Consider the following 25,391-nt stretch of genomic DNA (forward strand, 5'->3'; position numbering starts at 1 on the left):
CAGGGTGAATCAGAGCCGGAATTCTTCGCCCAGATAGAGACGGCGCACGTCAGGGTCGTTGACGATGTCGTCCGGGCTCCCCTCGGTCAGCACCTCCCCCGCGTAAACAATGTAAGCCCGATCGGTCAGACCCAATGTCTCGCGCACATTGTGGTCGGTAATCAGAACGCCGATGCCGCGTGCCGTGAGATGTCGCACCAGTTGCTGAATGTCGCCGACTGCAATCGGATCGATGCCCGCAAAGGGCTCGTCGAGCAGCATGTAGCTCGGGCGCGACGCCAGCGCGCGGGCAATTTCAACACGCCGGCGTTCACCGCCGGACAACGCGATCGACGGCGATTTCCGCAAACGCGTGATGTTGAATTCCTCAAGCAGCGAATCGAGTTCGCGTTCGCGCTTGCGCTTGTCCGGCTCGACCACTTCGAGCACGGCACGAATGTTGTTCTCGACCGACAGCCCGCGAAAGATCGACGCCTCCTGCGGCAGATAGCCGATGCCGAGCCGCGCACGCTGGTACATGGGCAGTTGCGTCACGTCGTGGCCGTCGAGTTCGACGCGACCGCGATCCGGCTTGATGAGGCCGGTGATCATGTAGAAGCAGGTGGTCTTGCCGGCGCCGTTCGGGCCGAGAATGCCGACGGCTTCGCCGCGCCGGACATAGAGGCTGACGCCGTGCACGATCTTGCGCGTGCCGAAGCTTTTTTCGACACCGTGAATCGCAAGATACCCGGAATGCTGCGCGCGCGGTGCCGCGCCGTTGGACGCTGCACGGCTGCGCGGCTGCTCCTTGGCAGGATCGCGCGGCAGGTTGCGCGGAATGGGCGGCGCGTCATGTGTGAATGCGGAGGATCCCTGAGGCGCAGGCGTCTGGGGATCGCGCGGAATTGCCGCCACCGCTTCGCGCCGGACCGGCGCGCTCTCGCGTGCCGCCAGAGGTTTCTCGCCCGCAGCCGGCTTGAAGATGTCGCCCATGCGCGCCGCCAACGCCGTGATGTCCTGGCGCAAGCCGTCCTGTTGCGAACGGGCAAAGCCCTGCCGTCCACGCGCCGGGCCTCGACGACGAAAGATGCGCAGGAGATCGACCATGCCCGCTTAAATCAGCCTTTGGGTTGTTGCCTGAGCATGATGGACCGGAGCCGTGTTGCCCATCCCCAAATGTTCAGGGGCCGGGTGATACAGGCTTGCTGTCTCCGGTTCAACTGTTGCGCTTTCGTGGATTCGCCAAGTCATTGAGTTTAAGCGGCTTTCCAGGCGCGCTGGGTGTCGTTGACGGCTGCGCGCCGCCTGAATTGTTACCTCCCGGCGATCCGCTCGGAGCGGCCTGAAAGACGCCCTGCACGCGCCCGCTGTTCGACTCGACCCGCGAGACACCGGTTGTGAGATCGACGACAAGACGATCTCCACGCAGCACGTTCTTGTCCTTGGTCAGCAGCACATTGCCGTGCATCGTGACGGTGTTGGCGCGCATATCGAAGACGCCTTTGTCGCCCGTGACCGTCGAATCCTTCTGCGTCACGACGACGCCGCCCTGCGCCTCCAGCCTCTTGATCGACGAACTTCCGGTCGGCCCGGGTGTTGCGGATTTCATGGCGGTCTTCTTGGCGCCGGATGGCTCGTTGCTATCGTAGAATACGACCAGCGATTTGCAGAGCATGGTGGTGTCGCCCTGCACGACCTTCACATTGCCGCTGAATGTCGCCGCCTTGTCCTTGTCGCGCATTTCGAGCGACGCGGCATCGATCTGGATCGGCTTGTCGCGGTTCTGTGAAAAACCCTGCATCGCGTTGGGCACACCCGTCGCCGAACTTTGCGCATGCGCGGCGGCCGGCGTGCACAGGGCAGCCGCAAGTACGCCGACCGACAGCGCGCGGGTCACCGCGCGCATGACGTCCTTAGCCTCGGGACCGGTGTAGATCTTCATCATCCCAAAAATCATTTTGCAGCAGCATCACGTGCGGGAGCCGCCGGCGCATCCTTCGGCTCTTCCGGTATCAGGATCATCGAGACGCCGCCCTCAAAGCGCACCAACGCGCCGTTTTCGGTTATTCTGAGACGCTGGGCGTCGAGCGTTCCGTTCAGCAATTTCACCGCCACGGGCTCATCCGACGACACCGTGCCCCCGCCGATATCGACGGTGGCCTGCGTCAGCCGCGCTTCGTAACCGGTGGAAGATTGCAACAAGATATTGTCCTTCAGATCCAGCAACTGGGTTTTCGTATCGAACAGCCCGGTGCGCGCATCCATGGTGATGCCTGTTTTGTCTTCCATCTGAACTTTCGCGCGCAGTTCGTTCAGCTCGACATGGTTCGGTTTGGTCACGTCCTGGATCGCCGACTTGGCCCAGAGTTCATAGGGACGATTGTCCGGCGTGAAGCCGGCAAGATGCGGCGAGTCCATCGTGATTTTGGTGCCCGAGACTCCGAGCTTGCCAATGTCGATCGGCAGCTTTGAAAGAATCCTGAACGGGTTGAAAAGCGAAATGCCGATGATCGTCAGCATGGCCGCGGCGACCATCACCGGCACGGCCAGACGCATCTGGCGCACGCGGCGGCTGTGACGCCGCGCCTTCGCATAGCGCGCATCCGCTCCAGCCTGATAGCTCTGGCTCTGAACCGACAAAATATGCTCCGAAGCGCCGGGATAGCGCCGTCATTCTACGCAATGACGCGCCTTTTTGCAGCCCGGCATTTGTCCCGCCTTACCAAGCACTTGGCAAAGAGCAAAAAAGTGACGGAAACCGGGCAAACTTCGCTGCAAATGGCGAGATTAAGCTGCAAAAGGCCAGATTATGAATGCGCGAAGATATCGTCGTTTTCCCAGCCCTGGAGGTCGAGCCGCGCGCGCGTGGGCAGAAACTGGAAGCAGGCGGCGGCAAGCGCCTCGCGGTTCTCACGCGCCAGCATCGCGTCGAGCTTCTCGCGCAACGCATGAAGATGCAGCACGTCGGACGCCGCATAGGCAAGCTGCGCATCGGTCAGTGACGCCGCACCCCAGTCGCTCGACTGCTGCTGCTTCGACAGATCGACACCGAGCACCTCGCGCACCAGATCCTTCAGCCCATGGCGGTCGGTGTAGGTGCGGACCAGACGCGAGACGATCTTGGTGCAGTAGACCGGCTCCGGCATCACGCCGAACGCATGAAACAGCACGGCGAGATCGAACCGCGCGAAATGGAAAATCTTGGTGACCTTCGGATCGCCGAGCAGCTTTTTCAGATTTGGCGCATCGGTATGACCGGCGGGTATCTGCACCACGTCCGCGGTGCCGTCGCCGTTCGACAACTGGATCACGCACAGCCGGTCGCGATGCGGATTAAGCCCCAGCGTCTCGGTGTCGATCGCCACCGACTGCGTGTAGCGCGAAAGATCCGGCAAGTCGCCGCGATGCAGGCGGATGGTCATGGTCTGTAAAAACCTTTGCAGATGGGTCGAATCGACGGGCCTAAACTACCGCCCAAATCCCTTGCCGACGAGGGGGAGGACGGGCCCAATTTGCTCCGCTTAACCGCGCCCGCCGATCCTCGGCGGTCGCCGACCTGTCCCAGTTGGTCAAAGACGTGCATGCGCCGCTCCGGCCAGGGAACACGTTTTGCCGGCCTTGCTGCGGAACGCGCCGATCTTGCTGCATCGCCTGGCGTGAGCTTTACCGCAGTCTCCCGATCACCAGATATTCACGGCACTGAGGACGCCACCGGACGGTGCGCCCCAAAATACCGTGTGTGGGCTGGGTCAACGATTGGAGAAATACAATGCGTTCAGGTTTAGCCTTATTCGTTTTGATCGTTCTGTGCACCTCTGGCAACGCCGCCACACGAGCGCATCATCACGCCAAATCGCAGCACGTCTTTCGGTCCAGCCAGGCTGCCGTGCCGGCCTTCGTTACCCCAGGCGGCGTGCACCTCTATCGTGACGATTCCGTGCCGGGTGGTTACCGGATCGGCCACGGCGAAGCTCCCGTTTCCTATAATGATTCATCCAAGTATGGCGGGACGCCATAACAGGCGCGCTGCGACTGCATCGACCTGAGCCCTCAGGACAATCTCGTCAGCGCCACAGAGCAAGGACGAGTCATAACCGGCTTTGCGTCTCAGAAGCCCGCGAGCACGGCCTTTCCGATCGCCTCGCCGCTTTCGAGGAGGGCGTGCAGCTTCTTGAGGTTGGCCGCGTTGATCGGCCCCGCGCTCCGGGTCATCGTCGTGCGCAGCAAGCCCGAGTCGACCAGCGCGCTCACCTCTTCGAGGATGCGGTGCTGCGCAACCATGTCGGGGGTCTCGAACATCGAGCGGGTGTACATGAGCTCCCAGCACACGGTCACGCTCTTGCGCTTCAAGGGCATGATGTCGAACGTCGTGGGATCGTCGATCAGGCCCATGACGCCCTCTGGCGCGATCAGTTCGGCGATTGCCAGCAGATGCCGGTCGCTGGCGGTGAGGCTCGCGACATAGTCGGCCTTTCCGACGCCGATCGCCGCGAGTTCGTCATTCAGCGGCTTGCGGTGGTTGATGACGTGGTGCGCGCCCATGGTGCGGACCCACGCGATCGTTTCGGGCCGCGAGGCGGTGGCGACGACGGTCAGGCCGGTCAGGAGCCGGGCGAGCTGGATCAGGATGGAGCCCACGCCGCCGGCGCCGCCGATGACCAGCAGCACGCCGCCGGTCGTCTTCTCACCATAGGGCGCGCGCATGCGGTCAAACAGCAGCTCCCAGGCGGTCAGCGCGGTGAGCGGCACCGCCGCGGCCGCATCCCAGTCGAGCGATCGCGGCTTGGGCCCGACGATCCGCTCGTCGACGGCGTGGAGCTCTGCGTTAGTCCCCGGCCGCTGGAGCGCGCCGGCATAGAACACCTCGTCGCCGGGCCGGAACAGGGTCACCTGATCGCCGACCGCCTCCACCACGCCGGAGGCGTCCCAGCCGAGCACCCTGGCTTCGCCCTGCGCCGGGGCGGCGCTTGAGCGGACTTTCGTGTCGATCGGGTTGACCGACACCGCCTTGACGCGGACCAGCAGATCGCGCGGGCGGGGCGTCGGCGTCGGCAGCTCCATGTCGACGAGCGAGTCCGGCCGGTCGATGGGCCCCGGCGCGTAGTATCCGACGGCTTTCATGACTCTCTCCTTCGATAGAGAACGCCGGGCTCGCTCACGCGCGCCTCGCCGGGATGCAGGTGCGCCAGTTCGGACCGGGCGCGCGAAAGCGACCCTCCGTCAGGTCCTCAAAATTCAAACTGAGACACCACCCTGCCGAGATCGATAAATCCGATCACCCGTCAGATGAACCCGATACCGATGCGCGAACGCCAGCAGAATTCGGTGCGCCGCTAAAGCAGCAGCTCGAAGATCCGCGAGCCAAGTTCCCACTGCCTGGTCTGCGGATTTTTCAGATCCGGCTCGATGATCTTCAATGCTCTTGCGAGCGCGATGCCAAGTCCTCCGGCAATGTCCGGCAGCATTGCTTCTGTCTCGTCGCTATAGCTGTATTGCAGCGGCGGCCGATGAGCGAGGCGGTCGAGAATCGGCGCCAGCTCTATCGTTTCATCCATTTTTCGAAATTGCTCGATGCATTCCTGGAGCCCCGCAGTGATCGGGAGATCCCAGGGCTCGATCAGGACGTCGCTGCCAGCTTTGGCGTTGGCCTCGGCGCGCAGTAACAGCCGATAAATCCTGTGATCGATGAACTCCTCGTAGCGCTTGAGGTCAGCCTTGTCCAAGTTGAGACCAGCTGCCTCGCGAAACAGTCGCTGGAACTGCCGCACGCCTTCGGGGCGCGGCGGCGGCATCTTGTCAGAGGGAAGTTGTGCGATCATCCGGCACATTTCCCCTTTTTCGCCGCCAGTCACATTGACAGGCATCATATGCGCGGGGTTTTTTCGTCTCCGATCCGGACGTTTGCTTGAAACCCCGGACTGCCCATCCACCGCTCGAACACAAGCAACACCCGGTCAGTGTCCAGCCTGCCCAAAACGTCTGAGGGGGTCCGCGTTCTGAAATTCCACAAGGAGGAGTCGGAGTCCTTGCAGATGCGCGATGCGACAGGTCCCGGTTACCGTGTCCCGGTTTTGTGTACCGGTTAGCGGACCAATGACCCTATGCAATCGAGATTTCGATCGCTTGAGAGCGAGTGGTGCCCAGGAAAGGACTCGAACCTTCACGGCCGTTAAGCCACTGGCACCTGAAGCCAGCGCGTCTACCAATTCCGCCACCTGGGCATTGGGTGCGGTTACTAAGGACAGGGCGCGCGCTTGTCAAATTGCCGTCGTCCTGGTGCGTTTCGTTGACGCGAACCGGCCGCCGCGTCGCTCGAAAACGCCATGAAGCCACCGGAATGGCCTGTACAGCGCGAGGATGATGGCGTATCGCGGAAATCGGCGGGGCCGCCGTCCCGCTTCGTTTATTTGCGCAGGAACCAGCCCATGTCAGCCCCCATCGATACGCTTGTCACGGTCTTCGGAGGATCGGGTTTTCTCGGCCGGCATGTGATCCGGGCGCTTGCCAAACGGGATTATCGCATCCGGGTCGGGGTCCGGCGGCCGGAATTGGCCGGCCACCTGCAGCCGCTGGGCAGAGTCGGCCAGATTCACGCCGTCCAGGCCAACCTGCGTTATCCGGCCTCGGTGCAGGCCGCCGCGCGCGGCGCAAGCGTGATCGTTAACCTGGTCGGCATTCTGTCCGAGAGCGGCGCGCAGACCTTCGAAGCGGTCCAGGCCAAGGGCGCAGAGGCCGTGGCGCGCGCGGCGAGCGAGATCGGTGCACGCGTGGTGCATATCTCGGCAATCGGCGCGGATGCGAATTCAACCTCGCGCTATGCGCGCGCCAAGGCCGCAGGCGAAGCCGCGGTGCTTGCGGCTGCGCCGTCAGCAACGATTCTGCGGCCCTCGGTCGTGTTCGGCCCCGAAGATCAGTTCACCAATCGCTTTGCCGGCCTCGCCCGCATCTCGCCGGTGCTGCCGCTGATCGGGGGCGGGCTGACCAAATTGCAGCCGGTCTATGTCGGCGACGTTGCCAATGCCGTCGCCGATGCGGTCGACGGCAAGACCAGGCCGGGCGCGACCTATGAACTCGGCGGGCCCGAAGTGATGACGATGCGCGAAGTCATCGAGGACATCGTGAAGATCACCTATCGCGATACCATGCTGGTGTCGCTGCCGTTCGCGCTCGCCAAGTTCCAGGCGTTCTTCCTGCAATTTGCGCCGGGCGACATGAAGCTGACGCCGGATCAGGTCGAACTGCTGCGCAGCGACAATGTCGTGTCGGAAGCTGCGAAGGCCGCGGGGCTGACGCTCGAGGGCCTGGGCGTGACACCCGACTCGCTCGAAGCCGTCGCGCCGTCCTATCTCTGGCGCTACCGTAAAACGGGACAGTTCGCGCACAAGGACGCGTGAAGGGCTCGGGCGAATTACTTCCCGAGCGCCAGCGCGATCAGGCCGAGCGAGCCGACGATCACGCGCCACCATGCAAACAGCGCGAAGCCGTGGCGGGTGACATAGTCCAGGAATGTCTTCACCACGATGATCGCCGTGATGAACGACACCACGAAACCGACTGCGATGATCAACCCGTGATCCATCGTCATGTCAGCGCGGTTCTTGTAAAAATCATAGACAAACGCGCCGACCATGGTCGGGATCGCGAGAAAGAACGAGAACTCCGCGGCCGAACGCTTGTCCGCGCCGAACAGCATCGCCGCGACGATCGACGCGCCCGAGCGCGACACACCGGGAATCATCGCCGCGCACTGGGCGACGCCGATGCCGAGATACATCGGCAGCGAGAACGCCATTGCGTCGTGATAGCGCGGTTTGAAATCCTGCTGATCGACCCACAGCAGCACAGCGCCACCGGCGATCAGCGTGAAGCAGACAACCCAGGGGTTGAACAGCACGCTCTTGATGAAACTTCCGAAAATCAGCCCGAGAACCACCGCGGGAAAAAACGCCAGCAACACGCCGATGACGAACCGCCGCGCCGCCGGATCGGAAAACATGCCGAGCGCCACGCGCCACAGCCTGCCGAAATAGATCACCAGGATCGCGAGGATCGCGCCGAGCTGGATCATCACCGCGAAGGTCTTCCAGAAATTATCCCGATCCAGATCCATGAATCGTTCCACAAGCAGCAAATGTCCTGTGGACGAGACGGGAAGGAATTCGGTCACGCCCTCGACGATACCGAGAACGAGGGCCTTCAAAAGATCAGCTAACATCTGGGGACAATCCGAACTGATGGAGGGTTCCTCAACCCGCGTTCTTGTCGCCCATTCGTCGTGTTGCCGCAACGGCAAATCCGTGAAATTGAGGATTGGCAAATGGCCTTTTGCCTGCTTATCAGGCTTCGGCACCGAGTACTCACTGTCCGAAGTTCGTAATCCGTTTCCGCGGCCACTGACGCGTTAACCTCCCTTCGAGACCCTTTGTTAAACCTAACCGGACTATCAAAAGCTTCATGTTCACGCTGTTCCATCATCCGTTTTGTCCGCGGTCCCGTTTCGTGCGCCTTGCTCTCGGCGAACACGGGCTCGACACGCGGCTTGTGGAGGAACTGGTCTGGGATCGCCGCGAAGCCTTTCTCGCGCTCAATCCGGCAGGCGACACACCGGTTCTGATTGCCGAAGGCACGCCCGCGATGCCGGGGCCGGGCCTGGTTGCCGAATTTCTCGACGAGATCCATGGCGCCCCGCTGGGCGATCACCGTTTGCTGCCGCGGGCCATGAACGACCGCATCGAGGTGCGGCGTCTGATGTCGTGGTTCAACGACAAGTTTTTCGAAGAGGCCAGCGGGCCGCTGGTGACGGAGCGCGTCTACAAGCGGTTCATGAAGCCTGAGCACGGCGGCGGCGCGCCATCCACCGATGTTCTGCGCGCGGCAAAGGCAAATGTGCGCTATCATCTGGCCTATATCGGCTGGCTGGCACGGACGCGGAATTTTCTCGCCGGCGATCAACTGACATTTGCCGACCTTGCCGCCGCCGCGCATCTGTCGGCGATCGACTATCTGGGCGATGTGCCATGGAACGAGGACGACGCAGCCAAGGCGTGGTACGTGCGGATCAAATCCCGCCCGTCGTTCCGTCCACTGCTGAACGAGTGGATGGCGGGCGTCCCGGCGTCGGCGCACTACATCGATCTCGACTTCTGACAACGGCGCACGCCGTGGACGCGGTCGCGATCAAGGCCGCGCTGACTGAAGAAGCCCGCACCATCGGTTTCGGCACCATCGGCATCACCGATCCCGACGCGATCGCAGGCGCGCGCGAGCGGTTGCAGACCTTTCTCGATGCCGGGTCGCACGGCGACATGGAGTGGCTCGCGAATGAGCCGGCACGCCGCGCCAGTCCGCGCGTGCTGTGGAGCGACGTGCGCTCGGTCATCATGCTCGGGATGAATTACGGGCCGGATGAAAATCCGCTGGCGCTGCTCGGCCAGAAGACCCGCGGCGCGATTTCAGTCTATGCGCGCGGCGACGACTATCACGACCTGATCAAGAAGCGCCTCAAGACGCTGGCGCGCTGGCTGATCGCCCACGCCGGCGGTGACGTGAAGGTGTTCGTCGACACCGCCGCGGTGATGGAAAAGCCGCTGGCGCAGGCCGCCGGCCTCGGCTGGCAGGGCAAGCACACCAATCTCGTGTCGCGCGAGTACGGCTCGTGGCTGTTTCTCGGCGCCATCTTCACCACGCTCGATCTGCCGCGCGACGCTACTGATATCGATCACTGCGGATCGTGCCGGGCCTGTCTCGATATCTGCCCGACCAACGCATTTCCCGCACCGTATCGCCTCGATGCGCGCAAATGCATTTCGTATCTCACCATCGAGCATAAAGGCGCGATCCCGCACGAATACCGTGAAGCGATCGGCAACCGCATCTACGGCTGCGACGATTGCCTGAGCGTGTGCCCATGGAACAAGTTCGCGCAGGAAGGCCACGAGGCAAAACTCGCCGCGCGCGATGAACTGCGCGGGCCGGCGCTGGCCGAGCTGGCGAAACTCGACGATGCATCGTTCCGCGCGATGTTCACGAAATCGCCGGTGAAGAGAATCGGCCGCGACAGATTTTTGCGCAATGTGCTGACCGCAATCGGCAACAGCAACGATACGTCGCTGGGGACCGAAGCCCGCCGTCTGCTTGACGACGAGAGTCCGCTGGTGCGCGGCGCCGCGGTGTGGGCGCTGTCACGCCTGCTGCCGCGCGAGGAATTTTCCCAACTCGCCGCGCGGTCGCATGATGCCGATGAACATGTGCGAAGCGAGTGGGCCGCCGCTCTGGCCTGATGGCACGCCTATCCGTTCGACAATTCGCTCACAGCACTCAGCATGCGCGCGATGTCCTGCGGCCGGGACAGGCGATGGTCGCCATCCTGAACCAGCGTCAGCACCACATCGTCGCTGGGCAGGCAATGGGTCAGCGCGAAGGCGTGACGCCACGGCACGTCCGGGTCCTGCGCGCCCTGCAGAATACGAACCGGGCATCCGACATCGATGGTACCGCCGAGCAGCAGGTGGTTGCGGCCCTCTTCGATCAGGTTGCGGGTGATCGGATATGGCTCGCCGTAGTCGGAGGGCCGGTGCCACACGCCCTTGGTCATGATCTGGTCGCGGATTTCCTGGGAGAAACCTTTCCACATCAGATCTTCCGTGAAGTCCGGCGCCGGCGCGATCAACACCAGCCCCGCGAGCGTCGCCCGTGAGGCCGTTCCGCGGCGCTTGGCCAGCGCGCGCGCCAGCAGCAGCGCCATCCAGCCGCCCATGGACGAGCCGACCACGATCTGCGGGCCTTCGCAAAAGGCATCGAACACTTCGAGGCTCTCTTCGTGCCATCGTCCGATGGTGCCTTCAGCGAACGAGCCTGAAGATTCGCCATGACCGGAATAATCGAACCGCACACAGGCGCGGCCGTATTCGGCAGCCCATTCATCGAGCGCCTGCGCCTTGGTTCCCTTCATGTCGGAATTGAAGCCGCCGAGCCAGAACACGCCCGGCAGGGCGCCGGGGCGCCGGCGAACCGCGATGCGCCGCGTCGCGCCGGCATCGCCCACGTCGATGAAACCAAGCTCCGGCACAGCGGAACCGTTGGATGTCTGCGTCATGAAATTTTGCCCCGTCCCAGTGGTCCGATTCCAACATTCGCATCCCATTTCACCGGGCAGGCTTGCGAATGTTAGAATCAAGGGACCGCTGGGGGATTACTAAGTCTCTAGTGGAGCTTTAGATTTAACACTCGCGATGCGAACTGCGGGCTGGGTTGCCGCGAATGTCAAATCCGCTCCACTGCCTGTTATGGAGGCCGACGACGCGTTCCGTCAACGCACAGGTGTCTGAGCGCGCTTGCGAACCGGACGCCATACCTCTATGTGAAGCGGGCTGCGGAGAGCGCCGGGCCGGTTATTTGTCAGGCATTTTACGGTTTTATGGCCGATCCCGATGTCCTGCGGCAACGCTTCGGAAAATGCGCCCCGCGGCGTTGTCGTGCTTGCCCGGCAGGCCTTAATCCTTCAAAATGATTGCTTCTTTAACAACATCGGAGACTACCCATTCGCCGTCCCAACAGAGCCCCGCCCGCCGCAGCAAAAGACGGGCCGCGCACCAACGATGAAATCCGCAATCTCACCATTCAGCTGATCGACCAGACCGGCGTCAACCATGGCACCGTCGAAACGGCGGTCGCGGTGAAGATGGCGATGGAAGCCGGCATGGATCTCGTGGAGATTTCGCCGAATACCAATCCTCCCGTTTGCAAGATCATGGACTACGGGAAATACAAGTATTCCGCGCAGAAGAAAGCCGCCGAAGCCCGCAAGAAGCAGAAGGTCGTCGAGATCAAGGAGATCAAGCTCCGCCCGATGATCGACGATCACGATTACGACGTGAAGATGCGCGCGATGCTGCGGTTCTTCGAGGAAGGCGACAAGGTCAAGATCACGCTGCGCTATCGCGGCCGTGAAATGGCGCATCAGGAAATCGGCACCAAGCTGCTCGACAAGGTGAAGGCCGCCGTTGCCGATGTCGCCAAGGTCGAACAGGACGCCCGCTTTGAGGGCCGTCAGGTCGTCATGGTTCTGGCGCCGCGCTAACGAACGTTGCACTTTCGCATCGATGTTATGGATGCTGACGGCCCGCCGGGATGACCGACGGGCCGTTTTCGTTTCCGCAGAAGTTGATCCGGCCCGCCGCGGGTGTGATACACTGCGCAAAGTCACGTACAGTTCTGGAGCCACCCATGACGACCTCGCCGGCTGAACGACCCGAAAGCGGTGTCGATCCCAAATTGCTGGAAATTCTGGTGTGCCCGCAGACCAAGGGCCCGCTGGAGTTCGACAGTGCGCGGCAGGAACTGATCTCGCGCTCCGCGAAGCTCGCCTATCCGATCCGCGACGGCATTCCGATCATGCTGCCGGAAGAAGCGCGGCGGATTGACTAAGCGCAGCCTTCGCTACTTAGGAGCATCGCCGGCTGAAGCGATGCCTTGTCCATAACGACACCGGAGACGCCCGATGCGACCCTTCGCTCTCGACCGCTGGCACGACTTCATCAAATCTCATGACGAGAAGGCGTTGTGGGATCTGCTTCACCCCGATGCCGTATTCGAAAGTCCGGTCGTCCACACGCCGCAGCGCGGACGGGACATCACCTTCAAGTATCTGGCCAGCGCAGGATCCGTGCTCGGCGGCCCCGGCTTCAAGTATCTCGGCGAATGGCGCAACGAGAACGGCGCGGTGCTGGAGTTCGAGAACGAAGTCGAAGGCATCAAGATCAATGGCGTCGACATCATCACGTTCAGCGATGACGGGCGTCAGATCACGCATTTCAAGGTGATGGTCCGCCCGCTGAAGGCGATCAATCTGCTGCACCGCCTGATGGGCGAACAACTGGCGAAAGCGGCAGCCGGATGATTCTTCGTCATTGCGAGCGAAGCGAAGCAATCCACGTTTGAACCAGAAAGAAAACTGGATTGCTTCGTCGCAAGTGCTCCTCGCAATGACGCAACTACAGAGCTTCGCCCTTGAGCAGCCGCGGCACCTCGCCGGATAATCCCGCCGCCTGCCGGATGAACGCGCTTTTCAGCGGCGGCACGCGATCCACAAGACCAAGCCCGATATCCCGCACCGTCCGCAGCAGCGCAGACTTGTTCGAGAACAGCATGTTGAGCGAATTGGTGGCGACGCCCATCGCCACCGTGTCGAACCGCCGCCAGCGCTGATAGCGCTCCAGCACATCGGCCTGTCCGTGATCGATGCCGAGTCGCGCCGCATCGACGATCACTTCCGCCAGCGCCGCCGCATCCTTCAGGCCCATGTTGAGCCCCTGCCCTGCGATCGGATGAATCACATGGGCGGCGTCACCGACCAGCGCGAGCCGCTCGCCGATGAACGATCGCGCCACGAAATAGCCGAGCGGAAATGCGCGCGGTTTGTCGAGCGCCTTCACCTCGCCGAGATGCAGACCGAACCGCCGCTCGAGTTCGGCCTGAAATTCATTGTCGGGCAGTTCGATGATGCGCGCGGCTTCGCGGCGGCTTTCGGTCCAGACCAGCGATGAGCGATTGTTCTTCAGCGGAAGAATCGCGAAGGGACCCGCGGGCAGAAAATGTTCCTCGGCGCGGCCGCCATGATCGCGCTCGTGTCCGACCGTGACGACAATGCCGGACTGATCGTAATCCCAGCCGTGGGTCGCGATGCCGGCGCGTTCGCGCAGTTTCGATTTCGCGCCGTCGGCGGCGACCAGAAGACTTGCATCAATGATGCGGCCATCGCTCAGGGTGACGCGGGTGCCCTCGGCATTCGAGTCGTAGCTCGAGACCGCGACTGCGCTCAGTTCGACACCCTGGGCTTCCGCACGTGTTGCCAGCGCGTTGGTCAGGTGACGGTTCTCGACCATATGCGCGAACGGCTCGCCGGGCTCGACCTCGCCGCCGAATGTCAGAAACACAGGCCGCGTGGCGTCTTCAAGATTCGAGTCGGTCACCACCATGTCGAGAATCGGCTGGGCGCTTTCGGCGACCTGATCCCAGACGCCGACCACCTCGAACAGCCGCCGGCAGGCGGCAACGATCGCGGATGCGCGCGGATCGCGGCTCGGCCGCATGGCAAAAGCAGGATCCGCAACGATGATCGGAATATCGGGGCCAAGGCCCTGCCGCAGCGCCAGCGCCAGCCCCAGACCGGCGAATGCGCCGCCTCCGATCACGATACTTCGTTGTGACGACATGCTACCCCGGTATCTCTCAACCGCCCTTGCCTCAAACCCGGCCATAAGGGAAATATGCCCTGTGAATGGGACCGGAACATGGACCCGCTGCTGTTTATCAGGGTTTGCGGGCGACCGGAAACCACCCTGTCGTGTCTGCATGCCGAAGATCGGAACATCGTGAATGTCGAAAAGCCTGATTGATCTGTTGTCGATCCTCGATATCGAACAGCTCGAAGTGAACATGTTTCGCGGCACGAGCCCCAAGACGCGCTGGCAGCGCGTGTTCGGCGGGCAGGTGATCGGTCAGGCGATGGTGGCGGCCTGCCGCACCGTCGAGAATGTCGAGAAGCGGCTGCCGCATTCGCTGCATTGCTATTTCATCCTGCCCGGCGATCCGCAGATTCCGATCATCTACGAGGTCGAGCGGCTGCGCGACGGCAAGAGCTATTCGACGCGGCGCGTCACCGCGATCCAGCATGGGCGAGCGATCTTCTCGATCATGGTGTCGTTCCACGCCGAGGAAGAAGGCTCGTTCAATCATCAGGACAAGATGCCGGACGTTCCGCCGCCGGAAAAACTCACAGCGGAGGAAGTCTCCAAGCAGCCGATTTTCAAGGAGATGCCCGAGTTCATCCGCCGCTACTATGAATCAGACCGGCCGATTGAATTGCGCCCGGTCGAACTCGGCCGCTACTTCGGCCAGAAGATCGACGACGGCCGCATCCATATCTGGATTCGCACCGTCGCCAAGCTGCCCGACGATCCGGCGCTGCACATGTGCGCGCTGGCCTATGCGTCGGACTTCTCGCTGCTCGACGCGGTGATGGCGCGTTACGGCCGCACGCTGTTCGATCAGCGCATGATGCCCGCGAGCCTCGATCACGCGATGTGGTTTCACCGTCCGTTCCGCGCCGACGAATGGCTGCTCTACAGCCAGGACTCTCCGAGCGCGCAGGGCGGCCGCGGCCTGACGCGCGGGCTGATCTTCAAGCAGGACGGAACACTGGTCGCCTCCGTCGCGCAGGAAGGCTCGGTGCGCGAGCGCAAGGAAAAGCCGGTTCAGGCATGATCCCGAAAAGCGGAAACCGGTTCTCGGATCAGATCATGCCTGACTGAAAGAAACCGACGCTGGCTAACGCATCATCGCGTTGTGTTACGCCAGCCGCTCCGAAGCGGAGAACTGCGACACGTACCAGCGAGTGTACCAGCTCATCACCCACGGAATCGGGATGATCAGCACCGAGCCGATGGAAAACACCAGGGTTCGCCAGAGCACCTCAAGTCCCGTCGCGTTGAACGAAATGGCGCGGTGCGTGCCGCTGATGTTGGCGCAAATCCACCGCATCCAGTAGACGACCACCCAGGCCCAGCCGATGATGGAGATGAAAGACACCGCCATCAGAAGGTACCAGCCGATATAGATCCACGGGCTGCCGTCGAAACTGAGCTGAAGCGGACGGCCTTCGGATGTGATGTTCGCCGTCAGCCAGCGTACCGTCATCCACGACAGATACGCCTGAACCGGAAACAAGAGGTAGCTCAGGTAGGGAATGCCGCTGGCGCCGCCGACATATGTCATCAGCGCCAGCCCGACAAACACGTACCAGATGTCGAGAGGCTTTCCGCTGAAGCCGAGATAACCCCGCTGCGGCACGTGAATGCGCGAGACAATCCAGCCATAGAAACTTGCCGCCACCCATGGCGCCGGAATGACCAGCAGGAATCCGATCACGAAAACCAGCGCGCGGCCCAGCATCTCCCAGATGCCGATATTGATTGAAAACGTTCCGCCGGACGGATCGCCATTGGCCGAAGGGAGCGATGCGCCCGGGCGGGGAATTGCCGGGGGCGCGACACCGGTCGAAAGCAGCCCGGGAATATCGCCGGCGTATTTCCAGTCCTGCATGCCGTCGGCCCAGACATAGGTGTCGGCCCTGACACTCCCCCGCGCGATCAGATCGCGAAACTCGTCTTCGGAATACGGGCCTTCCTGCTTATCTCCGGCGGCAACAAACCAAGATCGGCCCGGCATGGCGTTTCCTTTGTTCTTGGGAAAATGAGGCGCCGGACCAGCCGCGAGAAAATCCTGCGGCATCAGATGAATGGCAGTCGGTCTCAGCCCCCGAGATTGCGAATGCTACAAACGGACCGCGCTTTGCCGCAACGGTTTTCAATCGGCCCTGCATATTTTTCTGCCCCGTTGCCCAAAAAGGTGGCGGATTGATACGGGCCCGAGTAAAGACTCGTGGCGCTGCCGCGCTGAACTTTAAGGGATGAAGAGCTGCCATGAAGCTTATCACCGCCATCATCAAACCCTTCAAGCTTGAAGAGGTCCGTCTGGCCCTGACCGCCATCGGCGTGCACGGCATGACCGTGACCGAGGTGAAAGGCTTCGGCCGTCAGAAGGGGCACACCGAAATCTACCGGGGCGCCGAATACATCGTGAATTTCCTGCCCAAGCTGCGCATCGAGATCGCGGTCGGGGCCGACCTTGCCGACAAGGCGGTGCAGGCGATCACCGCCGGTGCACGCACCGGACAGATCGGCGACGGCAAGGTTTTTGTCACGCCGATCGAAAACGCCGTCCGCATCCGCACCGGCGAGACCGACAACGACGCCCTTTAATTTTCTGGAATACGCATCACGACTGCAGCGGCGCGTGCAAGACGCCGCAAGGTCTTCCTAGTGTCCTGATCCGAAGTTCGCTTCATTTTTCGGCGCGCACCATGTGCTGCAGAAATGATGCGGACTTGCGAACCACCACACGAGCCGGGGGGATTACCATGTTGAGATTGCCGCGTGCGGTCGCACAGTTTGCGACCGCGGTTTCTGCTGTGAGCATCGCTGTCACGTCTGCGACGCCAGCCCTTGCTGAAACGGCCAGGATCGATGCCGCCGATACCGCGTGGATGATCACGGCGACCGCGCTCGTCCTGATGATGACGATCCCGGGTCTCGCGCTGTTCTATGCCGGCATGGTGCGCAAGAAGAACGTGTTGGCGACGATGGCGCAAAGCCTGATCGCCGTGGCGCTGATTTCCATTCTCTGGGTGATCTACGGTTACAGTCTGGTGTTTGTCGGCGACGGCGCATGGCTCGGCACGCTGGAGCGCTTTCTGCTGGCCGGCATGACGATGGACGGCGTGAGCAGTGCAGCGAAGACCATTCCCGAAGCGCTGTTCGTCATCTACCAGATGACCTTTGCGGTCATCACCGTCGCGCTGGTGGCGGGATCGGTCGCGGACCGCCTGCGCTTCTCATCCTATGTCCTGTTTTGCATCGGCTGGTTTACGGTCGTGTACATTCCGCTCGCACACTGGGTGTGGGGCGGCGGCTTTCTCGCGCAGGCCGGCGTTCTCGATTTCGCCGGCGGCCTTGTGGTTCATCTCAGTGCCGGCACCGCGGGTCTGGTCGCAGCCGTTGTGATGGGACGACGCCGCGGCTACGGCACCGAGAACCTTGCGCCCTACGATCTTTCGCTGGCGGTGATCGGCACCGGCCTGTTGTGGGTCGGCTGGTTCGGATTCAACGGCGGCTCCGCCTTGCAGGCCAACTCGCGCGCCGTGATGGCGATCCTCGCGACGCATCTGGCCGCCTGCGCCGGCGCACTGACATGGACCGCGATCGAATGGCTGACGCGGCGCAAGCCCTCGGTGCTCGGCATGATCTCCGGCGCCGTGGCCGGACTCGGCACCATTACGCCCGCCTCGGGCTTCGTGGAGCCCTGGCATGGCATCGTGATCGGCGTGGTGGCCGGCGCGGTTTGCTTCTGGGCCTGCACCAGCCTCAAGCACCGCTTCAACTATGACGACACGCTCGACGTGTTCGGCATTCACGGCATCGGCGGATTGCTGGGAACGCTGATGACCGGCGTGTTCGCCACCGCCGCCATCGGCGGGAGCGCCGGGCTGATCGAGGGCAATCCCAAGCTGCTGCTGATCCAGGCCTATGGCGTGGCGGCGGTGTTCGTCTGGACCGGCGCGATGACATTTGTGCTGCTGAAGGTCGTCGACATGCTGGCCGGTCTGCGGGTTCCGCACGAGCACGAGGTGGAAGGCCTCGACATCACCCAGCACGGCGAAGCGCTCCAATAAATCGCCCCATTTGGATTTGGCCTCGGCTGTCGGGGCTTAGATACCTTTTGCTTGTCTGATGGGCACGAATGTGTCGGCGGTCTGGTGTGCCTATGTTTTTGGCACCCCTGTCGCTCTTTTAGGCGCGACAAAATAGCCCAATTTCTCCGCACCCCCTCTAAAGCCAAAAACCCTTGGATTCATAAATCGTTAGGGAATTTGGCGGTGTTGGCACGGCATTTGATTCTATGGGACCCGGCTGGTGCCCGTGGAGTGATCTTTCTTCGCGCGGTGACCCTCAGTCGAGAACGCCCGGTCCGTACGACCGGGCCCAAGCGGGGAAGTATCCATGAAAATTGTTATGGCCATCATCAAGCCATTCAAGCTGGAAGAGGTCCGCGATGCCCTGACCGCCATCGGCGTTCACGGTCTCACGGTGACGGAAGTCAAGGGGTATGGCCGTCAGAAAGGCCACACGGAAATCTACCGCGGCGCTGAATACGCCGTCAGTTTCCTGCCCAAGATCAAGATCGAGGTCGCTGTCGCCTCATCCCAAGTCGACAAGACCATCGAAGCGATCACCGGCGCTGCAAAGACCGGCCAGATCGGCGACGGCAAAATCTTCGTCATCAATCTCGACCATGCGGTTCGCATCCGCACGGGCGAGGCCGATGACGCGGCGCTCTGATTTCGCGCAAACCTCATCTTATCAGGAGTACAAACAAATGACGTTCAAGCGTCCCACCAGCGCGGGATTGGCAGCTCTCGCCGTCGGCCTCTTCGCTACGACAGCCGCCTACGCCGCGCCAACCATCAACAAGGGCGATAATGCCTGGATGATGACCGCAACAGTTCTCGTGCTGTTGATGACCATCCCGGGCCTCGCGCTGTTCTACGGCGGCCTCGTCCGCTCCAAGAACATGCTGTCCGTGCTGATGCAGGTTTTCTACACCGTCTGCATCGTCTGCGTGATCTGGGCCCTCTACGGCTACAGCCTCGCATTCACCGGCGGTTCGGATTTCATCGGCGGCTTCTCCAAAGCCTTCATGGCCGGCATCACCACTGACTCGATGGCGGCGACGTTCTCGGTCGATGCCAACATCTCGGAAATGATCTATTTCTGCTTCCAGATGACCTTCGCCGCGATCACGCCGGCCCTCATCGTCGGCGCCTTTGCCGAGCGCATGAAGTTCGCAGCGATCGCGCTGTTCATCCCGCTCTGGGTGACGCTGATCTACTTCCCGATGGCCCACATGGTTTGGTACTGGGCCGGACCGGACGCGATCAGCGATGCAGCCAAGGCACTGGCCGCCGCGGCTGACGGCGCTGCAAAGACTGCAGCACAGGCGAAACTCGACGAGGTGATGGCTGACGGCGGCTTCCTGTTCAAGAAGGGCGCCCTCGACTTCGCAGGCGGCACGGTGGTGCACATCAACGCCGGCATCGCAGGTCTCGTCGGCGCTCTCCTGATCGGCAAGCGCACCGGCTACGGCAAGGAGCTGATGGCTCCTCACTCGCTGACCATGACCATGATCGGCGCTTCGCTGCTCTGGGTGGGCTGGTTCGGCTTCAACGCCGGATCGAACCTCGAAGCCTCGGGCGGCGCTGCTCTCGCGATGACCAACTCCTTCCTGGCAACCGCTGCTGCGGCGCTGTCCTGGATGTTCGCGGAGTGGATGATCAAGGGCCATCCGTCAGTGCTCGGCGCGTTGTCGGGTGCGGTCGCGGGTCTCGTTGCCGTCACTCCGGCTTGCGGCTTCGCAGGTCCGATGGGCGCGATCGTGCTCGGTCTCGTCGTCGGCGTCGTCTGCCTGTTCTTCTGTACAGTTGTGAAGAACGCGCTCGGCTATGACGACTCGCTCGACGTGTTCGGCGTCCACTGCATCGGCGGCATCGTCGGCGCTCTCGGCACCGGCATTCTGGTCAACCCGGCCCTCGGCGGCACCGGCGTCATGGACTACGTCACCGGCAAGGTGGGCGACTACGACATGGCCGCTCAGATGATCTCGCAGAGCTGGGGCGTGGGCACCACGCTGCTGTTCTCGGGCATCGGTTCAGCGATCATCTACAAGGTCGTCGACGTGATCGTCGGTCTGCGCGTTCCGGTCGAGCAGGAGCGCGAAGGTCTGGATCTCACCGACCACACCGAGCGCGCCTACAACATGTAAGCGAGCTCAGGAACAACGGTTGGGGCACAAACCCGGCAATGCCCCGTCCGTCGGAGGGCCCCAGCGCAAGCTGGGGCCCTTACTTTTTGTGCCGCTGCGTCCTGAAAAGGAGGCCGGTTTCCGGGGTAAGATCAGTGCCCGGAAAGGGCGGCAAACTAAGCCCGCGCCGCGATGGTTAATCGCGTCTTAACCTCGCCGCACCTATGGTGACGTGATCAAGTCCTGCGTGGCCCCCTGACCGACCCGCGGGATCGACGGACCTTACTAGTGCTGGCGTTTTTCGAATGGCCATGACCGCTTCTTCCCGCTCGGCTTCCGCCGCCGGCGCCCAAGACGGCGAGCGCTCGCCGTTTGCCCGGCTGACCGAGCTGCTGAGCCCTTACACGCCGGGCAAGCCATTGATAAATATGTCAATTGGGGAGCCGCAGCATCCGGTGCCCGGCTTTGTCGGACCGGTGCTGGCCAGCCATATCAACGACTTCGGCCGCTACCCGATTGCCAAGGGCATCGAGCCGTTCCGCAAGACCGCCGCCGCCTGGGTTTCCCGGCGATTCGCCCTGGCCAAGGCCATCGATCCCGAAACCGAAATTCTGGTGCTCAACGGCAGCCGCGAGGGGCTGTTTTTCGCAGCGATCGCCGCCGCGCGCTATGTCAGCCCCCGCAAGGGCACGCCCGCGATCCTGATGCCCAATCCGTTCTATCCCGCCTATGCGGCCGGTGCGCGGGCCGCCGGATGCGAAGCGGTGTTTCTGGCGACCACGCGCGAGAACGGCTTTCTGCCCAATCTCGATTCCCTGAGCGCCGAAACCCTCGACCGCACCGTCGCCTTCTACCTGGCATCGCCTGCGAACCCGCAGGGCTCGGTGCCATCGCGCGCCTACTTCGACCGCGTAAAGCAGCTCGCCGACCGTCACGGCTTCATCGTGCTCAGCGACGAATGCTATTCCGAAATCTACACCGGCGAAGCGCCGGGCAGCATGCTCGCCTCCGCCGGAAACGACTTCGCCAACGTGGTTGCGTTCCAGTCGCTGTCCAAGCGATCGAACCTGCCGGGCCTGCGCGTCGGCTTCGTTGCCGGCGACAGGAATTTTCTCGCGCGCTTTCATGAACTGCGCAATGTCGCGGCGCCTCAGGTGCCGGTCCCGCTGCAGCATGTCGCCGTCGCCGCCTATGGCGACGAGACTCATGTCGATGCGAACCGCAGGCTCTACCGGATCAAGTTCGATCTCGCGGACCAGATTCTCGGCAACCGCTTCGGTTACCGGCGGCCCGCGGGCGGCTTCTGCATCTGGCTCGATGTCTCGGCCCACGGCGGCGACGAAGCGGCGACGGTGAAGCTTTTCAAGGAAGGCGGCGTGCGCGTCATTCCGGGAAGCTATCTGGCGAGGCCGCAGGCCGATGGCAGCAATCCAGGCAACGGATATATCCGCGTCGCCCTGGTGCAGCAGGACAGTGAAACAACGGCTGAGGCGTTGCACCGTATGGTCGACGTCCTGAACGAAGCTCGGGGCTCGTAAAACCATGCCAGCGATCGAACGCGTCATTCCCATCGTCGGCCAGATCTCCGATCCATTGCGCGAGATGCTGGCGCGGCGCCTGCGCGAACTCGCCGGTCTCGGCGTCATCGCGCTCTCGTGTGTTGTTGCCGCGGCTCTGATGACGTGGTCGGTGCAGGACCCCAGCCTCAGCCACGCGACCTCAGGTCCGATCCGCAATCTGATGGGCCGTCCGGGCGCGATCGGCGCCGACCTGCTGATGCAGATTCTCGGCCTTGGCGCGATCATGCTGATCCTGCCGGTGGCGATCTGGGGCTGGCGGCTGGTGACCCACCGTCATTTCGACCGCGAAGCCTTGCGGATCGCATGCTGGATTCTGTGCGCGGTGATCGCCGCGGGATTCGCAAGCTGCCTGCCGCGCAGCGGCGCATGGCCGTTGCCGACCGGACTTGGCGGCGTTGTCGGCGACGCGCTGGTCCGTTTCCCGGCGGTGGTGTTCGGTCCGCCCGGCCTGATCTACCGCATCGTGCTCGGCGTCCTTCTGTTTGCCGCGATGATCGGAAGTTTCGTCTTCGCATGCGGCGCGGGCGCGCAGGAGAAGATCGTCGAACGCACCCGGCCGCCGATGATCGAGGATGAAGAGGATTTCGAAGAGGACGATCGCCGTTCGATCTCGCTCGGCTGGATCGTTCATACCGCCATGAGCGCAAAAACACGCGTGGTTCGGGCGCTTTCTGCTTTCTTCGCGATGCTGGTCGGACGCACGGAATCGCGCCGCTCAGCATCGTTCGAGCGTATGGAGCCGAGCCTCGGCGGCGGACGGCGCGCTCCATCGCTGGTGCCGCAAGACGAATACGAAGAGAACGAGGAAGAAGAAGAGGAAGAAGAGGAAGAAGAGGAAGACGAGGAGCCCGCGCCGCGTGCCCGCAAGCGCGCAGAGCCGAAGTCGTCCGGCCGCAAGGGTGTCTTCGTTCTGCCGCCGGTTTCCGTTCTCGCCGCTCCGAAAGCATCGGACCGCCTCACGTTGAGCAAGGACGAACTGGAAGAAAACTCGCGCTCGCTCGAAGGCGTGCTGCAGGATTTCGGCGTGCGCGGCGAAATCGTAAAAGCCAGCCCGGGACCGGTCGTGACGCTTTACGAACTCGAGCCCGCACCCGGTATCAAGTCCTCGCGTGTGATCGGCCTTGCCGACGATATCGCGCGCTCCATGAGCGCGATCTCTGCGCGTGTCGCGGTCGTCTCCGGGCGCAACGCCATCGGCATCGAGCTGCCCAACGTCAAGCGGGAGACCGTTTATCTGCGGGAGCTACTCACGGCGAAGGAAGCAACCGGGAGCACCGCGAAGCTGCCGCTGTGCCTCGGCAAGACCATCGGCGGCGAGCCTGTGATCGTGGATCTGGCGCGCATGCCGCATCTCCTGATCGCCGGCACCACCGGTTCGGGCAAGTCCGTCGGCATCAACACCATGATCCTGTCGCTGCTCTATCGCCTGCGCCCGGACCAGTGCCGCCTGATCATGGTCGATCCGAAGATGCTCGAACTGTCGGTCTATGACGGCATTCCGCATCTGCTGACGCCGGTGGTGACCGATCCGAAGAAGGCTGTGGTCGCGCTGAAATGGGCGGTGCGCGAGATGGAGCAGCGCTACAAGAACATGGCGAAGCTCGGCGTGCGCAACATCGATGGCTACAACACGCGCGTCGCCGAGGCGAAGGCCAAGGGCGAGGAACTGACTCGCACCGTGCAGACCGGCTTTGACAAGGAAACCGGCAAGGCGATCTACGAGGAAGAGAAGCTCGAGCTCGAACCGCTGCCCTATATCGTCATCATTGTCGACGAAATGGCCGACCTGATGATGGTCGCGGGCAAGGACATCGAAGGCGCAGTGCAACGCCTTGCGCAGATGGCGCGCGCTGCGGGTCTCCATGTCATTCTCGCGACGCAACGCCCGTCCGTGGACGTCATCACCGGCACCATCAAGGCGAACTTTCCGACGCGTATTTCCTTCCAGGTCACCTCGAAGATCGACAGCCGCGTGCTGCTCGGCGAAATGGGCGCGGAACAACTGCTCGGCCAGGGCGACATGCTCTACATGGCAGGCGGCGGTCGCATCAGCCGCGTGCACGGCCCGTTCGTGTCGGACGAGGAAGTCGAGAAGATCGTCCGTCATCTCAAGTCGCAGGGTCAGCCTGAATACCTCGAGGCGGTCACCGCGGAAGAGGAAACCGACGAGGACGGCAACGCCGTATTCGACGGCACGAGCATGGGCGCCAACGGCGGCGAAGGCGACCTGTTCTCGCAGGCGGTTGCGATCGTCAAACGCGATCGCAAGGCCTCCACCAGCTACATCCAGCGCCGCCTGCAGATCGGCTACAACCGCGCCGCCACCCTGATGGAGCGGATGGAGCTGGAAGGCATCGTCGGGCAGGCCAATCACGCCGGAAAACGCGAGATTCTGGTGGCCGAGGAAGACGAACGATTTGGCTAAATCCCCGCTATTCGCAGCCGCGAAATCGCCATAGCTTCGGGATAGCCCCGGCGGACAGATCACAAGGCATCCACAGGACGGACCGTTGAGAAAATTCCATCGCAATCAGCCGTTCTGCGGGCCCCGGCGCTCCACACATCCTGTTTCGGTCGCGAAAGTGCCCATGAAAGTGCCCATGGCAGCGTTGGCGGCAACGATCGCGGCATGCCTCATGATGCCATCGGCACTGGCCCAGGCTGTTCCTGTTCCAAAGCCCGCACCGAAAGCCCGCATCGGCGATACCCCCCCACCGCAGGTGCAGGCACCCGCCACGTCGGCACCACCGACGCCGATCATTCCGGATCTGCGCAGCCTGTTCGGCGGCGGGACGCCGAGCCAGAATTTCGACGCCAATCAAAAGGCGCTGGCCGGCAAGGTCAGCACTTACCTCTCGTCGTTGCAGAACGTCTCAGGCAATTTCGTGCAGGTCGGTCCCGACGGCAAACGCACGACCGGCGATTTCTATATCCAGAAGCCCGGCAAGATCCGTTTCGAGTATGACGATCCCTCGCCGATCGCGCTGGTGGCCGACGGCACATCGGTGGTCGTGCTGGATCGCAGGCTCGCGACCCAAGACGTCTATCCGTTGTCGCAGACGCCATTGCGCTACCTGTTGTCCGACCGCATCGATCTGCTGCGCGACACCAATGTCGTGGGCATCTCCTCGGACAACATGTTCATCAGCGTCACCATCGAGGAAAAGCAGGCGCTGGTCGGGACCAGCCGGCTGATGCTGATGATCGGGGCCAAGGACAATCAGCTCAAGCAATGGACCGTCACCGATCCGCAGGGATACGACACCACCGTCGCGGTCTACAATCTCGACACCACCAAGAAGCTCGATCCCTCGATGTTCAAGATCGACTTCACCAACTATCAGAACTCGAACAACTAGGTCGTTGCCGTCACCCTGAGGTGCGAGCCTCGAAGGGCGACGGAAAGAGCGCGCACCT

25 protein-coding genes and 1 tRNA gene are annotated in these 25,391 nt (G+C 62.5%); 14 read left to right on the forward strand and 12 right to left on the reverse strand.

Annotated features, from left to right (window positions below):
- Positions 1 to 9: 9 nt before the first annotated feature.
- From lptB to HMPREF9695_RS22755, 8 genes are all read right to left on the reverse strand, one after another.
- The gene (gene lptB, locus HMPREF9695_RS22725) at positions 10 to 1,086 is read right to left on the reverse strand and encodes an LPS export ABC transporter ATP-binding protein (protein ID WP_006023262.1); all 1,077 of its coding nucleotides are present in this window, start codon (positions 1,084 to 1,086) and stop codon (positions 10 to 12) included.
- Between the two features lie 109 nt (positions 1,087 to 1,195).
- Positions 1,196 to 1,936: an LptA/OstA family protein gene (locus HMPREF9695_RS22730; protein ID WP_006023263.1), complete on the reverse strand. Its 741-nt coding sequence runs from the start codon at positions 1,934 to 1,936 to the stop codon at positions 1,196 to 1,198.
- Positions 1,933 to 2,622 (reverse strand): LPS export ABC transporter periplasmic protein LptC, encoded by a 690-nt coding sequence (lptC, locus tag HMPREF9695_RS22735; protein WP_208856414.1) that lies wholly within the window; start codon positions 2,620 to 2,622, stop codon positions 1,933 to 1,935. Before lptC ends, HMPREF9695_RS22730 begins: the two co-directional genes overlap by 4 nt.
- 164 nt (positions 2,623 to 2,786) lie before the next feature.
- Entirely contained in the window at positions 2,787 to 3,401 is a 615-nt protein-coding gene (locus tag HMPREF9695_RS22740; RefSeq protein WP_006023265.1) for a ribonuclease D, read from the reverse strand.
- Positions 3,402 to 3,766: 365 nt separating this feature from the next.
- Positions 3,767 to 3,943 (reverse strand): hypothetical protein, encoded by a 177-nt coding sequence (locus HMPREF9695_RS26495; protein WP_157224012.1) that lies wholly within the window; start codon positions 3,941 to 3,943, stop codon positions 3,767 to 3,769.
- Between the two features lie 143 nt (positions 3,944 to 4,086).
- Positions 4,087 to 5,100: a zinc-binding alcohol dehydrogenase family protein gene (locus HMPREF9695_RS22745; RefSeq protein ID WP_006023267.1), complete on the reverse strand. Its 1,014-nt coding sequence runs from the start codon at positions 5,098 to 5,100 to the stop codon at positions 4,087 to 4,089.
- 212 nt (positions 5,101 to 5,312) lie between these two features.
- A complete protein-coding gene (locus tag HMPREF9695_RS22750) occupies positions 5,313 to 5,798 on the reverse strand; it encodes a DUF1931 family protein (protein WP_006023268.1) in 486 nt (161 codons plus the stop codon).
- Between the two features lie 315 nt (positions 5,799 to 6,113).
- Positions 6,114 to 6,200: transfer RNA gene (locus tag HMPREF9695_RS22755), tRNA-Leu, on the reverse strand.
- A 204-nt stretch (positions 6,201 to 6,404) separates the two neighbouring features.
- Between HMPREF9695_RS22755 and HMPREF9695_RS22760 the strand changes: the two genes are divergently transcribed.
- Positions 6,405 to 7,373, forward strand: a complete 969-nt coding sequence (locus HMPREF9695_RS22760; RefSeq protein ID WP_006023269.1) for a complex I NDUFA9 subunit family protein — start codon at positions 6,405 to 6,407, stop codon at positions 7,371 to 7,373.
- A 14-nt stretch (positions 7,374 to 7,387) separates the two neighbouring features.
- On the opposite strand, the gene HMPREF9695_RS22765 is transcribed toward HMPREF9695_RS22760, so the two are convergent.
- Positions 7,388 to 8,194: an undecaprenyl-diphosphate phosphatase gene (locus tag HMPREF9695_RS22765; protein ID WP_006023270.1), complete on the reverse strand. Its 807-nt coding sequence runs from the start codon at positions 8,192 to 8,194 to the stop codon at positions 7,388 to 7,390.
- A 239-nt stretch (positions 8,195 to 8,433) separates the two neighbouring features.
- On the opposite strand from HMPREF9695_RS22765, the gene HMPREF9695_RS26500 reads away from it, so the two are divergent.
- On the forward strand, positions 8,434 to 9,126 hold the full coding sequence (locus HMPREF9695_RS26500) for a glutathione S-transferase family protein (protein WP_006023271.1): 693 nt from the start codon (positions 8,434 to 8,436) through the stop codon (positions 9,124 to 9,126).
- The gene (queG, locus tag HMPREF9695_RS22775) at positions 9,075 to 10,259 is read left to right on the forward strand and encodes a tRNA epoxyqueuosine(34) reductase QueG (protein WP_041713086.1); all 1,185 of its coding nucleotides are present in this window, start codon (positions 9,075 to 9,077) and stop codon (positions 10,257 to 10,259) included. The genes HMPREF9695_RS26500 and queG overlap by 52 nt, the downstream gene beginning before the upstream one ends.
- A gap of 8 nt (positions 10,260 to 10,267) precedes the next feature.
- Here queG and HMPREF9695_RS22780 read toward each other — a convergent pair whose 3' ends face one another.
- A complete protein-coding gene (locus HMPREF9695_RS22780) occupies positions 10,268 to 11,074 on the reverse strand; it encodes an alpha/beta hydrolase (protein WP_006023273.1) in 807 nt (268 codons plus the stop codon).
- 444 nt (positions 11,075 to 11,518) lie between these two features.
- On the opposite strand from HMPREF9695_RS22780, the gene infC reads away from it, so the two are divergent.
- The 3 genes from infC to HMPREF9695_RS22795 all read left to right on the forward strand — a co-directional run bounded on the left by infC (position 11,519) and on the right by HMPREF9695_RS22795 (position 12,877).
- Complete coding sequence (infC, locus tag HMPREF9695_RS22785) at positions 11,519 to 12,058, forward strand: translation initiation factor IF-3 (protein ID WP_041713089.1); 540 nt, start codon at positions 11,519 to 11,521, stop codon at positions 12,056 to 12,058.
- 146 nt (positions 12,059 to 12,204) lie between these two features.
- On the forward strand, positions 12,205 to 12,405 hold the full coding sequence (locus HMPREF9695_RS22790; protein ID WP_006023276.1) for a Trm112 family protein: 201 nt from the start codon (positions 12,205 to 12,207) through the stop codon (positions 12,403 to 12,405).
- Positions 12,406 to 12,478: 73 nt separating this feature from the next.
- A complete protein-coding gene (locus HMPREF9695_RS22795) occupies positions 12,479 to 12,877 on the forward strand; it encodes a nuclear transport factor 2 family protein (protein WP_006023277.1) in 399 nt (132 codons plus the stop codon).
- A 94-nt stretch (positions 12,878 to 12,971) separates the two neighbouring features.
- On the opposite strand, the gene HMPREF9695_RS22800 is transcribed toward HMPREF9695_RS22795, so the two are convergent.
- Positions 12,972 to 14,192 carry a ubiquinone biosynthesis hydroxylase gene (locus tag HMPREF9695_RS22800; protein WP_041713091.1) on the reverse strand — a complete coding sequence of 407 codons (1,221 nt, stop codon included), beginning with the start codon at positions 14,190 to 14,192 and terminating at the stop codon, positions 12,972 to 12,974.
- A gap of 163 nt (positions 14,193 to 14,355) precedes the next feature.
- Between HMPREF9695_RS22800 and tesB the strand changes: the two genes are divergently transcribed.
- Positions 14,356 to 15,243, forward strand: a complete 888-nt coding sequence (gene tesB / locus HMPREF9695_RS22805) for an acyl-CoA thioesterase II (RefSeq protein WP_006023280.1) — start codon at positions 14,356 to 14,358, stop codon at positions 15,241 to 15,243.
- Positions 15,244 to 15,327: 84 nt separating this feature from the next.
- Here tesB and HMPREF9695_RS22810 read toward each other — a convergent pair whose 3' ends face one another.
- Positions 15,328 to 16,206: a DUF4339 domain-containing protein gene (locus tag HMPREF9695_RS22810; protein WP_006023281.1), complete on the reverse strand. Its 879-nt coding sequence runs from the start codon at positions 16,204 to 16,206 to the stop codon at positions 15,328 to 15,330.
- A 254-nt stretch (positions 16,207 to 16,460) separates the two neighbouring features.
- Between HMPREF9695_RS22810 and HMPREF9695_RS22815 the strand changes: the two genes are divergently transcribed.
- The 7 genes from HMPREF9695_RS22815 to HMPREF9695_RS22845 all read left to right on the forward strand — a co-directional run bounded on the left by HMPREF9695_RS22815 (position 16,461) and on the right by HMPREF9695_RS22845 (position 25,333).
- Entirely contained in the window at positions 16,461 to 16,799 is a 339-nt protein-coding gene (locus HMPREF9695_RS22815; RefSeq protein ID WP_006023282.1) for a P-II family nitrogen regulator, read from the forward strand.
- 158 nt (positions 16,800 to 16,957) lie between these two features.
- Positions 16,958 to 18,268: an ammonium transporter gene (locus tag HMPREF9695_RS22820; RefSeq protein WP_006023283.1), complete on the forward strand. Its 1,311-nt coding sequence runs from the start codon at positions 16,958 to 16,960 to the stop codon at positions 18,266 to 18,268.
- A gap of 328 nt (positions 18,269 to 18,596) precedes the next feature.
- Positions 18,597 to 18,935, forward strand: a complete 339-nt coding sequence (locus HMPREF9695_RS22825) for a P-II family nitrogen regulator (RefSeq protein WP_002713927.1) — start codon at positions 18,597 to 18,599, stop codon at positions 18,933 to 18,935.
- A 37-nt stretch (positions 18,936 to 18,972) separates the two neighbouring features.
- Positions 18,973 to 20,415: an ammonium transporter gene (locus HMPREF9695_RS22830; protein WP_006023284.1), complete on the forward strand. Its 1,443-nt coding sequence runs from the start codon at positions 18,973 to 18,975 to the stop codon at positions 20,413 to 20,415.
- A gap of 284 nt (positions 20,416 to 20,699) precedes the next feature.
- Complete coding sequence (locus HMPREF9695_RS22835) at positions 20,700 to 21,932, forward strand: aminotransferase class I/II-fold pyridoxal phosphate-dependent enzyme (protein WP_006023285.1); 1,233 nt, start codon at positions 20,700 to 20,702, stop codon at positions 21,930 to 21,932.
- A gap of 4 nt (positions 21,933 to 21,936) precedes the next feature.
- Positions 21,937 to 24,399: a DNA translocase FtsK gene (locus HMPREF9695_RS22840; protein WP_006023286.1), complete on the forward strand. Its 2,463-nt coding sequence runs from the start codon at positions 21,937 to 21,939 to the stop codon at positions 24,397 to 24,399.
- Between the two features lie 85 nt (positions 24,400 to 24,484).
- On the forward strand, positions 24,485 to 25,333 hold the full coding sequence (locus HMPREF9695_RS22845) for an outer membrane lipoprotein carrier protein LolA (protein WP_006023287.1): 849 nt from the start codon (positions 24,485 to 24,487) through the stop codon (positions 25,331 to 25,333).
- Positions 25,334 to 25,391: the final 58 nt, after the last annotated feature.

Source organism: Afipia broomeae ATCC 49717, from assembly GCF_000314675.2.
Lineage (GTDB): Bacteria > Pseudomonadota > Alphaproteobacteria > Rhizobiales > Xanthobacteraceae > Afipia > Afipia broomeae.

Excerpts from the sequence above, each read along its gene's own strand:
- lptB (WP_006023262.1), bottom strand. The coding sequence starts at position 1,086 with ATGGTCGATCTCCTGCGCATCTTTCGTCGTCGAGGCCCGGCGCGTGGA.
- HMPREF9695_RS22730 (WP_006023263.1), bottom strand. The coding sequence starts at position 1,936 with ATGATTTTTGGGATGATGAAGATCTACACCGGTCCCGAGGCTAAGGAC.
- HMPREF9695_RS22740 (WP_006023265.1), bottom strand. The coding sequence starts at position 3,401 with ATGACCATCCGCCTGCATCGCGGCGACTTGCCGGATCTTTCGCGCTAC.
- HMPREF9695_RS22745 (WP_006023267.1), bottom strand. The coding sequence starts at position 5,100 with ATGAAAGCCGTCGGATACTACGCGCCGGGGCCCATCGACCGGCCGGAC.
- HMPREF9695_RS22750 (WP_006023268.1), bottom strand. The coding sequence starts at position 5,798 with ATGATCGCACAACTTCCCTCTGACAAGATGCCGCCGCCGCGCCCCGAA.
- HMPREF9695_RS22760 (WP_006023269.1), top strand. The coding sequence starts at position 6,405 with ATGTCAGCCCCCATCGATACGCTTGTCACGGTCTTCGGAGGATCGGGT.
- HMPREF9695_RS22765 (WP_006023270.1), bottom strand. The coding sequence starts at position 8,194 with ATGTTAGCTGATCTTTTGAAGGCCCTCGTTCTCGGTATCGTCGAGGGC.
- HMPREF9695_RS26500 (WP_006023271.1), top strand. The coding sequence starts at position 8,434 with ATGTTCACGCTGTTCCATCATCCGTTTTGTCCGCGGTCCCGTTTCGTG.
- HMPREF9695_RS22780 (WP_006023273.1), bottom strand. The coding sequence starts at position 11,074 with ATGACGCAGACATCCAACGGTTCCGCTGTGCCGGAGCTTGGTTTCATC.
- HMPREF9695_RS22790 (WP_006023276.1), top strand. The coding sequence starts at position 12,205 with ATGACGACCTCGCCGGCTGAACGACCCGAAAGCGGTGTCGATCCCAAA.
- HMPREF9695_RS22795 (WP_006023277.1), top strand. The coding sequence starts at position 12,479 with ATGCGACCCTTCGCTCTCGACCGCTGGCACGACTTCATCAAATCTCAT.
- HMPREF9695_RS22800 (WP_041713091.1), bottom strand. The coding sequence starts at position 14,192 with ATGTCGTCACAACGAAGTATCGTGATCGGAGGCGGCGCATTCGCCGGT.
- tesB (WP_006023280.1), top strand. The coding sequence starts at position 14,356 with ATGTCGAAAAGCCTGATTGATCTGTTGTCGATCCTCGATATCGAACAG.
- HMPREF9695_RS22810 (WP_006023281.1), bottom strand. The coding sequence starts at position 16,206 with ATGCCGGGCCGATCTTGGTTTGTTGCCGCCGGAGATAAGCAGGAAGGC.
- HMPREF9695_RS22815 (WP_006023282.1), top strand. The coding sequence starts at position 16,461 with ATGAAGCTTATCACCGCCATCATCAAACCCTTCAAGCTTGAAGAGGTC.
- HMPREF9695_RS22820 (WP_006023283.1), top strand. The coding sequence starts at position 16,958 with ATGTTGAGATTGCCGCGTGCGGTCGCACAGTTTGCGACCGCGGTTTCT.
- HMPREF9695_RS22825 (WP_002713927.1), top strand. The coding sequence starts at position 18,597 with ATGAAAATTGTTATGGCCATCATCAAGCCATTCAAGCTGGAAGAGGTC.
- HMPREF9695_RS22830 (WP_006023284.1), top strand. The coding sequence starts at position 18,973 with ATGACGTTCAAGCGTCCCACCAGCGCGGGATTGGCAGCTCTCGCCGTC.
- HMPREF9695_RS22835 (WP_006023285.1), top strand. The coding sequence starts at position 20,700 with ATGGCCATGACCGCTTCTTCCCGCTCGGCTTCCGCCGCCGGCGCCCAA.
- HMPREF9695_RS22840 (WP_006023286.1), top strand. The coding sequence starts at position 21,937 with ATGCCAGCGATCGAACGCGTCATTCCCATCGTCGGCCAGATCTCCGAT.